Annotated in this window: 10 protein-coding genes; 6 read left to right on the forward strand and 4 right to left on the reverse strand. The window is 57.0% G+C overall.

The window, feature by feature from the left end; translation table 11 throughout:
• Positions 1–190: 190 nt before the first annotated feature.
• Entirely contained in the window at positions 191–1,591 is a 1,401-nt protein-coding gene (sthA, locus tag ACQG0S_RS21910) for a Si-specific NAD(P)(+) transhydrogenase (protein WP_003862057.1), read from the forward strand.
• On the opposite strand, the gene oxyR is transcribed toward sthA, so the two are convergent.
• The 4 genes from oxyR to argC form a co-directional block, all read right to left on the reverse strand.
• A complete protein-coding gene (gene oxyR, locus ACQG0S_RS21915) occupies positions 1,574–2,491 on the reverse strand; it encodes a DNA-binding transcriptional regulator OxyR (RefSeq protein WP_022649783.1) in 918 nt (305 codons plus the stop codon). The genes sthA and oxyR overlap by 18 nt on opposite strands.
• 305 nt (positions 2,492–2,796) lie before the next feature.
• Positions 2,797–4,170, reverse strand: coding sequence for an argininosuccinate lyase (gene argH / locus ACQG0S_RS21920; RefSeq protein ID WP_126490455.1), 1,374 nt, complete (start codon positions 4,168–4,170; stop codon positions 2,797–2,799).
• Positions 4,171–4,275: 105 nt separating this feature from the next.
• Complete coding sequence (gene argB / locus ACQG0S_RS21925; RefSeq protein WP_169440832.1) at positions 4,276–5,052, reverse strand: acetylglutamate kinase; 777 nt, start codon at positions 5,050–5,052, stop codon at positions 4,276–4,278.
• A 6-nt stretch (positions 5,053–5,058) separates the two neighbouring features.
• The gene (gene argC / locus ACQG0S_RS21930) at positions 5,059–6,063 is read right to left on the reverse strand and encodes an N-acetyl-gamma-glutamyl-phosphate reductase (RefSeq protein WP_023298889.1); all 1,005 of its coding nucleotides are present in this window, start codon (positions 6,061–6,063) and stop codon (positions 5,059–5,061) included.
• A gap of 88 nt (positions 6,064–6,151) precedes the next feature.
• Here argC and argE point away from each other — a divergent pair, with 88 nt between their 5' ends.
• From argE to gldA, 5 genes are all read left to right on the forward strand, one after another.
• Entirely contained in the window at positions 6,152–7,303 is a 1,152-nt protein-coding gene (gene argE / locus ACQG0S_RS21935; protein WP_015569956.1) for an acetylornithine deacetylase, read from the forward strand.
• A 306-nt stretch (positions 7,304–7,609) separates the two neighbouring features.
• Positions 7,610–10,261 (forward strand): phosphoenolpyruvate carboxylase, encoded by a 2,652-nt coding sequence (gene ppc / locus ACQG0S_RS21940; protein ID WP_048966392.1) that lies wholly within the window; start codon positions 7,610–7,612, stop codon positions 10,259–10,261.
• Positions 10,262–10,363: 102 nt separating this feature from the next.
• Positions 10,364–11,128 carry a helix-turn-helix transcriptional regulator gene (locus tag ACQG0S_RS21945; RefSeq protein ID WP_048966391.1) on the forward strand — a complete coding sequence of 255 codons (765 nt, stop codon included), beginning with the start codon at positions 10,364–10,366 and terminating at the stop codon, positions 11,126–11,128.
• Positions 11,129–11,256: 128 nt separating this feature from the next.
• Positions 11,257–11,919 (forward strand): fructose-6-phosphate aldolase, encoded by a 663-nt coding sequence (fsa, locus tag ACQG0S_RS21950; RefSeq protein WP_048966390.1) that lies wholly within the window; start codon positions 11,257–11,259, stop codon positions 11,917–11,919.
• Between the two features lie 12 nt (positions 11,920–11,931).
• Entirely contained in the window at positions 11,932–13,035 is a 1,104-nt protein-coding gene (gldA, locus tag ACQG0S_RS21955; protein ID WP_023298894.1) for a bifunctional L-1,2-propanediol dehydrogenase/glycerol dehydrogenase, read from the forward strand.
• Positions 13,036–13,070: the final 35 nt, after the last annotated feature.

Genomic DNA, 13,070 nt, shown 5'->3' on the forward strand with positions numbered 1-13,070 from the left:
TGAATCCTTCCAAAGGCCCGTTGGCACTATACCAGAGAATAAAATTAATCTGTTTACCTGGCTTTGTGAATGATTGTTTACGCGCGGTTTGTGCTCCACTGCCCGAAAAAAGCACAACGATAATTGGGTTACCCAGGCAATGATGTTATGATTCTGTTGCTTTTATGTATAAGAACAGGTAAGCCTTGCCATGCCACATTCCTACGATTACGACGCAATAGTTATTGGTTCCGGCCCCGGCGGCGAAGGTGCTGCTATGGGTCTGGTAAAACAGGGAGCCAGAGTAGCGGTTATTGAGCGCTACCATAATGTCGGCGGCGGTTGCACCCACTGGGGCACCATCCCTTCGAAAGCCCTCCGCCACGCCGTTAGCCGCATTATCGAATTTAACCAGAACCCTCTTTACAGCGACCACTCCCGACTTCTTCGTTCTTCCTTTGCCGATATCCTGAATCACGCAGACACGGTCATTAACCAGCAGACGCGCATGCGTCAGGGTTTCTATGAGCGCAACCACTGTGAAATTCTGCAGGGTAACGCGCATTTTGTAGATGAACACACCCTGGCGCTGGAGTGCCACGACGGTTCGGTTGAGACGCTCACCGCTGAAAAATTTGTGATTGCCTGCGGATCGCGCCCATATCATCCGGCAGACGTGGACTTCTCTCATCCACGCATTTACGACAGCGACTCCATCCTCAGCCTGCACCACGAGCCACGCCATGTGATCATCTATGGCGCGGGCGTGATTGGCTGTGAATATGCGTCGATCTTCCGCGGCATGGAGGTCAAAGTTGATTTGATCAACACCCGCGACCGGCTGCTGGCGTTCCTCGATCAGGAGATGTCAGATTCCCTCTCCTACCACTTCTGGAATAGTGGCGTGGTGATTCGCCACAACGAAGAGTACGAGAAAATCGAAGGCTGCGACGACGGTGTGATCATGCACCTGAAATCTGGTAAGAAGCTGAAGGCGGACTGCCTGCTGTATGCCAACGGCCGTACCGGCAACACGGATTCATTGCAGCTGGAGAATATCGGGCTTGAAACCGACAGCCGCGGTCAGCTCAAGGTCAACAGCATGTACCAGACTGCGCTGCCGCACGTTTACGCGGTGGGCGATGTAATTGGTTACCCAAGTCTGGCCTCCGCTGCTTACGATCAGGGCCGCATCGCCGCACAGGCGCTGGTGAAAGGTGAAGCGACGGCGCATCTGATCGAGGACATCCCGACGGGCATCTACACCATCCCGGAAATCAGTTCTGTCGGCAAAACCGAGCAGCAGTTGACGGCCATGAAGGTGCCTTACGAGGTGGGTCGTGCCCAGTTTAAACACCTGGCGCGCGCACAAATTGTGGGGATGAGCGTGGGTACGCTGAAGATCCTGTTCCATCGCGAGACGAAAGAGATCCTCGGTATTCACTGCTTTGGTGAACGTGCCGCGGAAATCATTCATATCGGCCAGGCGATCATGGAGCAAAAAGGTGGTGGCAACACCATCGAGTACTTCGTTAACACCACCTTTAACTACCCGACCATGGCGGAAGCCTATCGGGTAGCTGCGCTGAACGGCTTAAACCGCCTGTTTTAACGCGTTGTCGAAATGGCCATCCATTGCACCACGGATGGCCTCTGCCAGCTGCTCATAGCGGCTGCGCAGCGGTGAACCCGGACGATAAACCAGGCCGATCGTGCGACGCGGCTCTGGCTTAATACACGGCAGATAGACCACGCCATCACGCTTACGCTCGCGCGGCACGGCCAGCGCAGGCAGCAGCGTAATGCCACTTCCCGCCGCGACCATGTTACGCAGCGTTTCCAGGCTGGTTGCGCGGAAATGGGTATCTTCATCTGCACCCGCTTCGAAGCAGAAGCCCATCGCCTGATCGCGCAGACAGTGGCCGTCTTCCAGCATCAGCAGCTTTTCTCCGGCCAGATCGGCCATCGGCACGCGATCGCGGTTCGCCCACGGGTGATCTTCATAGATCGCCAGCATCATCGGCTCATCGAACAGCGGTACTTCAATAAACGCTTCACTCTCTTTGACCAGCGCCAGGATCGCGCAGTCGAGCTTGCCGCTGTCTAACTGCGCCAGCAGCTGATGGGTTTGCGCTTCATGCAGGTACATTTCGAGTTTCGGGAACGTCTGGTGCAGCAGCGGAATGATTTGCGGCAACAGATACGGGCCAACGGTTGGGATCAGGCCAATATGCAGCGGGCCGGACATCGCCTCCCCCTGCTGGCTTGCCATTTCCTTGAGCACTTTGACCTCGCGCAGTACGGTGCGCGCCTGATCCACCAGCAGCAGACCTGCCTGCGTGAACAGTACCTTACGACTGGTGCGCTCTAGCAGCATCACGCCCAGCTCATCTTCCAGCTTGCGGATCTGACCGCTCAGCGTTGGCTGGCTGACGTGGCAGGAGTCTGCCGCGCGGCGAAAATGGCGATGCTCAGCTAACGCTACCAGGTATTCAAGATCACGAATATTCATTATTCATCCTCCGTCGCCACGATAGTTCATGGCGATAGATAGCATAGCAACGAACGATTATCCCTATCAAGCATTCTGTTGAATAATACATCACATAGACGAGGCGGCACGTGTTTGACCCAAAACGACCCCGCACCGTCAGCGAGTTTCTCTCAAAACTCGAAAAACTAAAGCCAACGTGAACTTTTGCGGACCCCGTGGTCCGCTTTTTTTTGCGTATAAAAAAGCCCGGCACTAAGCCAGGCTCCGTTTTTCTCCCTCTCCCTGTGGAAGAGGGCCGGGGTGAGGGCACCAGCCCGCACAAATCAAACCAACCGGTTTTTCGCGTCCGCAATCGCCTGCGCTACCTGCTTCGGCGAGACTCCACCTTTCGCTGCACGCTTATCCAGGCAGGATTGCAGGGCCAGAATCGGGTAGACATCATCCCCGATAACCGCGCTGAATTTTTGCAGGTCGGCAAGCGCCAGCTCTTCAAGGGCTTTACCCTGACGAATCGCTTCCACTACCGCTTCACCCACAATATGGTGTGCCTCGCGGAACGGTACGCCTTTCGCCACCAGGTAGTCCGCCAGCTCGGTAGAATTAGCATACCCCTGCTGCGCCGCTTCCTGGCAGCGCGGACGCTTCACCTGAATGCCGTCCAGCACCAGCGCGCCCATATGCAGACAGTCGAGCCAGGTGTCGAGCGCGTCGAACAGCCCCTCTTTGTCTTCCTGCATGTCTTTGTTGTATGCCAGCGGCAGCCCTTTCAGGGTCATCATCATACCGGTCAGCGCGCCCTGCACGCGGCCACATTTGCCGCGGATCAGCTCCAGCGCATCCGGGTTTTTCTTTTGCGGCATCAGGGAGGAGCCGGACGTCACGCGGTCGGACAGCTCGACGAAGCCCGCTTCGCCAGAGTTAAAGAAGATCAGGTCTTCGGCAAAGCGCGACAGGTGCACCATCCCGATAGAGGCATTCGACAGCAGCTCCAGCACGTGGTCACGGTCAGAGACGCTGTCAAGGCTGTTGCGGGTGGCGGAAGCAAAGCCCAGCCAGCCTGCCAGCTGCTCACGGTCGATTTCATAAGCCGTACCGGCCAGCGCGCCGCTGCCCAGCGGGCTGACGTCCAGACGCGTTAAGGTATCCTGTAAACGGCTCTCATCACGCGCCAGCATCTCAACGTAGGCCAGACACCAGTGCGCAAAGGTCACCGGCTGTGCGCGTTGCAGGTGGGTATAACCCGGCATCACCGCATCCTGATTGTTCTGCGCAGTGTCCACCAGCGCGCTCTGCAGCTGACGATTCGCCGCCAGCAGTTCGCCGACGGTCTCTTTACACCACAGCTTCAGGTCGGTCGCCACCTGGTCATTACGGCTACGCCCGGTATGGAGCTTTTTACCCAGCTGGCCGACTTTGTCGATAAGTTTGCCTTCCACCCAACTGTGAATATCTTCGGCATCGCTCTGGAGGATTTGCTGCGGATCCAGACGCACCTCTTCCAGCAGATTATTCAGCGCCTCTTCCAGCTGCTGCTGTTCCTCTGCGGTCAGCACGCCCACGGTCACCAGCGCTTTGGACCAGGCCACAGAGCCGACAATATCCTGTTCGGCCAGGCGGTAGTCGAAGCGCAAAGAGTCGTTGAACTGTTTGAACCGCTGATCCGCTGCCTGTGTAAAACGCCCACCCCAAAGTGCCATAACGAATTTCCTTAATGATGATATTTTTGCCCGGTGGCGCTGCGCTTACCGGGCCTACAAAATTCCCGTAGGCCGGATAAGCGAAGCGCCATCCGGCACAGAATCTTAAGCCAGAATACGCGTACCAATCGGCGTACCGTTAAACAGCGCCGGGAGTTGCTCCGCGTGACGCCAGGAGGCGATATCCACCGGACGACCCAGCGTGCGCGCGGCATCCAGCGCCGCGTTCACCTTAACGATCATGCCGTCGGTGATAATGCCCTGTTCGATCAGCTGTTCGGCTTTTGCGGCGGTCATTTCCGCAATACGCTGGCCTTTGCCGTCCAGAATACCGCTCACGTCGGAGAGCAGGATCAGGTCTGCGCCCAGCGTAGCAGCCAGCGCGGTTGCCGCCTGGTCCGCATTGACGTTCATCAGCTCGCCCTCTTCGGTCACGCCGATTGAGCTCACCACCGGCAGAAAACCACCTTCCAGCAGGGTGTTAATCAGCTTAGGCGAACCTGGCTGCGCCAGTCCAACATGGCCAAGCGCTTCGTCGAGCTGGGTCACTTTCACGCTATCGCCATCGCCCAGACAGAGACCAACGGACGCGATGTGGTGCTTCTTCGCCCACGCCAGCAGCGTTTTGTTCGCCGTCCCCGCCAGCGCACCAGTAATAATGTCAATCTGGTCGGCAGGCGTGACGCGCAGGCCATTTTTCTTAATCACCGGCAGGTTGAGCCCTTTCATCAGCTCGTCCACCACACAGCCGCCGCCGTGGACAATCACCAGCGGACGTTGATGTGATTCACGATAGTTCACCAGCGCGGTAAACAGGCGCTCCAGCGCTTCTTCGCTGTCCAGCAGTACACCACCGAGTTTGATAATTAATGGATTCATCATCACACCTTAAATAAGAGCCTGCGTTTCAGGGAAGCCGAAACGAATATTTGCACACTGCATTGCCTGTGCGGCAGCGCCTTTGAGTAAGTTATCTTCTGCGGCGACCACAATCAGGTGCTCGCCCTGCACGGCAAAGCCGATGTCGCAGAACGGCAGGCCGACCACGTTTTTCAGCGCTGGTACGCCTTTGTCATACAGACGCACCAGTGGTTTATCCGCATACGCCTGCGTGAAGACTTCGCTCACCTGGTCTTTGGTCACGCCCGGCTTCAGGCGACAGGTAATGGTTTCAAGGATCCCGCGCGGGAAGCTACCGAGGTGCGGGGTGAAGATCACCTCCGCGCCCAGATGGGTGGTGATTTCAGGGTGATGACGGTGATTAAACACGCCATACGGCTGAAGGCTCACTTCGCAGAAACTGTTGGAGATCGCGGCCTTGCGCCCGGCGCCGCTCACGCCGCTGGTGGCGTTGATCACCGGCCACTGGTCAAGATCCAGCAGACCCGCGTCGATCAGTGGCTTAAGGGAGAGCTGCGCCGCCGTCGGGTAACAGCCAGGCACGGCAATCAGATTCGCTTCTTTCAGTTTATCTGCGCTCCACTCCGCCAGGCCGTACACCGCTTTTTCGAGCAGATCCGGGTGCTGATGGGTGAAGCCGTAATATTTTTCGTAGAACGCGCTGTCGTTAACGCGAAACGCGCCGGAGAGATCGAAGACCACGCAACCGGCTGCCAGAAACTGCGGCGCCAGGTCGTGACTGACCTCGTGTGCGGTGGCTAAAAACACCACGTCAACGCCGTCGGTAAACTCGCTGATGTCAGACATGGCCTGCAAAGGCAAATCAACCACGCCCTTAAGTTGTGGATGCAAATCGGAAATTAACTTTCCGGCATCATTGCTTTGCGCTGACACGGTCAAAGCGGTTATGGTCATATGTGGGTGGCGATTCACGTAGCTTACAAGCTCTGCGCCCGCATAACCGCTAGCGCCTACAATCAGCGTATTCAACATCGGGTTCCTTTATGCTCAACGTTAATGTATTTTTATTCACATTTATTGCATGAATATTGATACTATCACGACCTAAGGTGTGTCAACAATGAAAATGAACTTACCGCCATTTATCGAGATTTACCGCGCCCTGATTGCCACACCGTCCATCAGCGCAACGGAAGAAGCGCTGGATCAGAGCAATGAGTCTTTAATCAATCTGCTGGCGGGTTGGTTTAGCGATCTTGGGTTTAACGTTGAGGTTCAGCCCGTCCCCGGAACACGTCACAAATTTAACCTGCTCGCCAGCACCGGACATGGCGCTGGCGGCCTGCTGCTGGCTGGTCACACTGACACCGTGCCGTTTGACGATGGCCGCTGGACCCGCGATCCGTTCACCCTGACAGAGCACGACAACAAGCTCTACGGTCTCGGCACGGCGGACATGAAAGGCTTCTTTGCTTTTATCCTCGACGCGCTGCGTGACGTGGACGTGACAACGCTGAAAAAGCCGCTCTACATTCTGGCGACCGCCGATGAAGAGACCAGCATGGCGGGCGCACGGTATTTCTCTGAAAACACGTCGATTCGCCCGGACTGCGCGATCATCGGTGAACCTACCTCTCTGCAACCGATTCGGGCGCACAAAGGCCATATTTCTACCGCAGTGCGCGTGCTGGGCCAGTCTGGTCACTCCAGCGATCCGGCGCGCGGCGTGAACGCCATTGAGCTGATGCATGACGCGATTGGCCGCATCATGACCCTGCGCGACGATCTGAAAGAGCGCTATCACTACGAGGCGTTCACCGTGCCGTATCCGACGCTGAACCTCGGCAGCCTGCACGGCGGTGATGCGTCCAACCGTATCTGCGCCTGCTGCGAACTACATATGGATATCCGTCCTCTGCCGGGCATGACGCTGAGCGATCTGGATGGCTTACTGAACGAAGCGCTGGCACCGGTCAGCGAGCGCTGGCCGGGACGTCTGACGGTCTCCGAACTGCATCCGCCGATTCCAGGCTACGAATGCCCGCCTGACCACCAGCTGGTTCAGGTGGTGGAAAAACTGCTCGGAGAGAAAACCGACGTGGTGAACTACTGCACCGAAGCGCCGTTTATTCAGACCCTGTGCCCGACGCTGGTTCTGGGCCCTGGCTCCATCAACCAGGCCCACCAGCCGGACGAATATCTCGAAACCCGCTTCATCAAGCCCACCCGCGAACTCATTACCCAGGTTGTGCATCACTTCTGCTGGCATTAAAACGGCCCCTCACCCTGCCCTCTCCCCAAAGGGGAGAGGGTGTTCAAGTACCCTCTCCCCTTTGGGGAGAGGGTTAGGGTGAGGGGAGTAAATCCCGCGATCTCCGTCACATTCCCATAAGCATCTCTTATCTGACGCAATACGAATTAAATTTCGTAAATTGCCCGCATTTATTCATCTGCTGAACCGTTTTCGCAGCAATTGACGACGGGGGTTTTACGTGGCTTTATAAAGGGAGATGACAAAATAATGTCCAGAAAATTTTCGCCTGGGCATAAACAAAAATGATGGGGTGACTGGGTTTTTATGAACGAACAATATTCCGCGTTGCGTAGTAATGTCAGTATGCTCGGCAAAGTGCTTGGAGATACCATCAAAGATGCGTTGGGGGAGAACATCCTCGACCGTGTTGAAACCATCCGCAAGCTGTCCAAATCTTCCCGCGCCGGTAACGAGGCCAATCGTCAGGAGCTGCTCACCACCTTGCAGAACCTCTCTAATGATGAGCTACTGCCCGTTGCCCGCGCCTTCAGCCAGTTTCTGAACCTGGCAAACACCGCTGAGCAATACCACAGCATTTCGCCAAAAGGCGAAGCGGCCAGCAACCCGGAAGTCATTGCCCGCACCCTTCGTAAACTCAAAGACCAGCCCAACCTCAACGAAGCGACCATCAAAAAAGCGGTGGAATCCCTTTCGCTGGAGCTGGTGCTGACCGCACACCCAACCGAAATCACGCGTCGTACGCTGATCCACAAAATGGTGGAAGTGAACAACTGTCTGAAGCAGTTGGATAACAAAGACATTGCCGACTACGAACGTAACCAGCTTATGCGCCGCCTGCGCCAGCTGATTGCTCAGTCCTGGCACACCGATGAAATTCGTAAGCATCGCCCAAGCCCGGTCGACGAAGCAAAATGGGGCTTTGCGGTGGTGGAAAACAGCCTGTGGGAAGGGGTGCCAAACTACCTGCGCGAGCTTAACGAACAGCTGGAAGAAAATCTGGGCTATCGCCTGCCGGTCGACTTTGTGCCGGTTCGCTTCACTTCCTGGATGGGCGGCGACCGCGACGGCAACCCGAACGTGACGGCGGAAATCACCCGTCACGTCCTGTTGTTGAGCCGCTGGAAAGCAACCGACCTGTTCCTGAAAGATATTCAGGTGCTGATCTCCGAGCTGTCGATGGTAGAAGCGACGCCGGAACTGCGCGCGCTGGCCGGTGAAGAAGGTGCCAGTGAGCCGTACCGTTTCCTGATGAAAAAACTGCGCGGTCAGCTGATGGCCACGCAGGCCTGGCTGGAAGCGCGCCTGAAAGGCCAGCGCCTGCCGAAGCCGGAAGGTCTGCTGAGCCAGAACGAACAGCTCTGGGAACCGCTGTACGCCTGTTATAAATCGCTTCAGGCCTGCGGGATGGGCATCATTGCCAATGGCGAACTGCTCGACACTCTGCGCCGCGTGAAGTGTTTCGGCGTGCCGCTGGTGCGTATCGACGTCCGTCAGGAAAGCACCCGTCATACCGAAGCGCTGGGCGAGCTGACCCGTTATCTCGGCATTGGCGACTATGAAAGCTGGTCCGAAGCCGACAAACAGGCGTTCCTGATCCGCGAGCTGAACTCCAAGCGCCCGCTGCTGCCGCGCAATTGGGAGCCAAGCAATGACACCCGCGAAGTGCTCAACACCTGTAAAGCGATCGTGGATGCGCCGAAAGGATCGGTGGCCGCCTATGTGATCTCCATGGCGAAGACCCCGTCCGACGTGCTGGGCGTTCACCTTCTGCTGAAAGAAGCGGGCATCGACTACGCTCTGCCGGTAGCACCGCTGTTTGAGACTCTCGACGACCTGAACAACGCCAACGACGTGATGACCCAGTTGTTGAACATCGACTGGTATCGCGGCTTTATTCAGGGCAAGCAGATGGTGATGATTGGCTATTCCGACTCCGCGAAAGATGCGGGCGTGATGGCAGCCTCCTGGGCGCAGTATCAGGCGCAGGATGCGCTAATCAAAACCTGCGAAAAAGCCGGTATTGAACTGACCCTGTTCCACGGACGCGGCGGCTCAATTGGTCGTGGCGGTGCGCCTGCACACGCAGCGCTGCTCTCCCAACCACCAGGAAGCCTGAAAGGCGGACTGCGCGTGACCGAGCAGGGCGAGATGATCCGCTTCAAGTACGGCCTGCCGGAAGTGACCATCAGCAGCCTGTCGCTCTATACCAGTGCGATCCTGGAAGCCAACCTGCTGCCGCCGCCGGAGCCAAAAGAATCCTGGTGCCGGATTATGGACGAGCTGTCTGACATCTCCTGCGATCTGTATCGCGGCTACGTGCGTGAAAACAAAGACTTTGTGCCTTACTTCCGCTCAGCCACGCCTGAGCAGGAGCTGGGTAAACTGCCGCTCGGCTCGCGCCCGGCCAAGCGTCGTCCTACTGGCGGCGTTGAATCCCTGCGCGCCATTCCGTGGATCTTTGCCTGGACGCAGAACCGTCTGATGCTGCCAGCCTGGCTGGGTGCCGGTGCGGCGCTGCAAAAAGTGGTGGAAGACGGTAAGCAGTGCGAACTGGAAACCATGTGCCGCGACTGGCCATTCTTCTCTACCCGTCTGGGCATGCTGGAGATGGTCTTCTCGAAAGCCGACCTGTGGCTGGCGGAATACTACGATCAGCGTCTGGTGAAACCCGAGCTGTGGGCGCTGGGTAAAGAGCTACGCGAGCTGCTGGAAGGCGACATCAAAGTGGTGCTGGATATCGCTAACGACTCCCACCTGATGGAAGACCTGCCGTGGATCGCCGAGTCTATCCAACTGCGTAACATCTACACCGACCCGCTGAACGTTTTACAGGCTGAACTGCTGCACCGTTCGCGTCTGGCGGAAGAGGAAGGTAAAGAGCCGGATCCGCGCGTTGAACAGGCGCTGATGGTGACGATTGCGGGCGTTGCGGCGGGGATGCGTAACACCGGTTGATCGGTTTTTCCGGGTGGCGCTTACGCTTACCCGGCCTACAATAGGCTTTTCGTAGGCCCGGCAAGCGCCAGCGTCGCCGGGCAATACCCTGGTATCCACACCATGCACCACGATATCCCCCACATCCTGAATGACCTGATCAACGGCACCTTGCCGCTGCGTCAGGTGCATTTCCCCCCTTCGGCTAAACCGCTCCCCCGAACGTCACCTTGCCTCGTGCTTAGCTTTGATACGGCCTGCGAAGCGTTATTTTTTTCATCCGGTAATATTCCGCTTCAACCCGCCTTTTCGCTCAACATCAGCTTCGGCAAGCAACAACTGACTCTTCAGCTCGAGCGCGACAACACGCTTTTGCAACAGCAACAGGTTGCCAGACGCGGGCCGCGAGTGGGCGCATTCCTTTTGCAGACGCTCGCTGAATTGCAAATGCAGCCAGACGATCGGGAAACGGCCAGACTGGTGGTATTAAGTTTGCTCAGCCACTGTCGCGATCTGCTGGGCAGCGATATCCATACCGCCAGCCGCAGCCGTGCATTATTTGAAGCGATTCGTCACTACATCGAAGAACATCACGCCTCTGCACTGACCCGTGAATCGGTGGCGCAGGCGTTTTATATTTCACCGAACTACCTTTCTCATCTTTTTCAAAAAACAGGCAGCGTGGGGTTCAACGAATATCTTACGCAAACACGCCTCGAGCACGCGCGTCAGCTTCTTAAAGGCTACGAGTTTAAAATCAAAGATATCGCTGCAAGCTGCGGATTTACGGACAGTAACTACTTTTGCCGTCTCTTTCGCAAGCACACTGAACGTTCCCCTTCCGAATATCGACACCAGTATCACAGCCAGCTGATCGCCAAAAAGTAGCATTGTGATCGCTCTCTCACTTCGCCAGGGACATTACATTTATCCAGTATTTGGCAAAATTGACCTGTATTCGCCGCGACTGGGTGCGCCGTATCCTTTATTCAACCTTTCTGACTTAAGGAAAAATAATGGAACTGTACCTGGATACCGCCAACGTGGCAGAAGTTGAACGCCTGGCGCGCATTTTTCCCATTGCGGGCGTGACCACCAACCCAAGCATCGTAGCCGCCAGCGGCGAATCTGTCTGGGAGGTGTTGCCGCGCCTGCAGCATGCTATCGGCCCGGAGGGCAGGCTGTTTGCCCAAACCATGAGCCGCGACGCCGAAGGAATGGTGGCGGAAGCAAAACGGCTGAACAATGCCCTGCCGGACATCGTGGTAAAAATTCCCGTCACTGCACAGGGGCTCATCGCGATTAAAGCGCTGAAGAAAGAGGGAATTACCACGCTGGGAACCGCCGTTTACAGCGCCGCTCAGGGGTTACTGGCCGCGCTGGCAGGAGCGAAATATGTCGCACCGTATGTAAACCGCGTCGATGCGCAGGGCGGTGACGGCATTCGCACGGTACAGGAACTGCAATCCCTGCTGGAACAGCATGCGCCAGAGAGCATGGTGCTGGCTGCCAGCTTTAAAACGCCGCGCCAGGCGCTGGATTGCCTGTTGGCAGGATGTGAGGCAATCACGCTTCCCTTAGACGTAGCGCAACAAATACTCGGCACGCCAGCGGTAGAGTCAGCCATAGAGAAGTTCGAGCAGGACTGGAAAAACGCGTTTGGTAACCTCAACCTCTAAGGGAGATATGTTATGGACCGTATCATTCAATCGCCGGGGAAGTACATCCAGGGCGCTGATGTTCTCACTCGTCTCGGCGACTACCTGAAGCCGCTGGCGGCTCGCTGGCTGGTGGTAGGCGATAAATTTGTGCTGGGTTTTGCCGAAGAAACCCTGCGTCAGAGTTTTAAAAAAGCCGGACTCCATGCCGAAATTGCACCGTTTGGCGGCGAATGTTCGCAAAATGAAATCGATCGCCTGAAAAAACTGGCCGACAGTACCGACTGCCTGGCGGTGCTGGGTATCGGGGGCGGAAAAACGCTGGATACCGCCAAAGCGCTGGCGCACTTTATGGACGTGCCGGTGGCTATTGCCCCGACCATTGCCTCCACCGATGCGCCGTGCAGTGCCCTTTCCGTGATTTATACCGACAGCGGCGAGTTCGATCGCTACCTGATGCTGCCGCACAACCCGAACATGGTGATTGTCGATACCAGGGTGGTGGCGGGCGCACCTGCGCGCCTGCTGGCCGCCGGGATTGGCGATGCCCTGGCAACCTGGTTTGAAGCGCGCGCCTGTTCGCGTAGCGGCGCCACGACCATGGCGGGTGGCAAGTGCACGCAGGCAGCGTTAGCGCTGGCTGAGCTGTGCTACAACACGCTGGTTGAAGAGGGCGAGAAAGCGATGCTGGCGGCGGAACAACACGTGGTGACGCCTGCTCTGGAACGCATTATTGAAGCCAACACCTATCTGAGCGGCGTGGGCTTCGAAAGCGGCGGGCTGGCGGCGGCACACGCCATTCACAATGGCATGACGGCGGTGCCGGATGCGCACCATTTCTACCACGGTGAAAAAGTGGCATTTGGTACGCTGACGCAACTGGTACTGGAGAACGCGCCGGTAGAAGAAATCGAAACCGTTGCGGCGCTGTGCCATAGCGTCGGGCTGCCAATTACGCTGGCGCAGCTGAATATCAAAGAGGATATTCCGGCTAAAATGCGGCTGATCGCGGAGGCGTCCTGTGCCGAAGGGGAAACCATTCACAACATGCCTGGCGGCGTAACGCCGGATCAGGTCTATGCGGCGCTGCTGGTGGCGGACCAGTATGGACAGCGATTCTTGCAGGAGTGGGAGTAATAGAAAAACCGGGTGGCGCTGCGCTTACCCGGCCT

The organism is Enterobacter cloacae complex sp. 418I7, assembly GCF_050030705.1.
Classification (GTDB): domain Bacteria; phylum Pseudomonadota; class Gammaproteobacteria; order Enterobacterales; family Enterobacteriaceae; genus Enterobacter; species Enterobacter intestinihominis.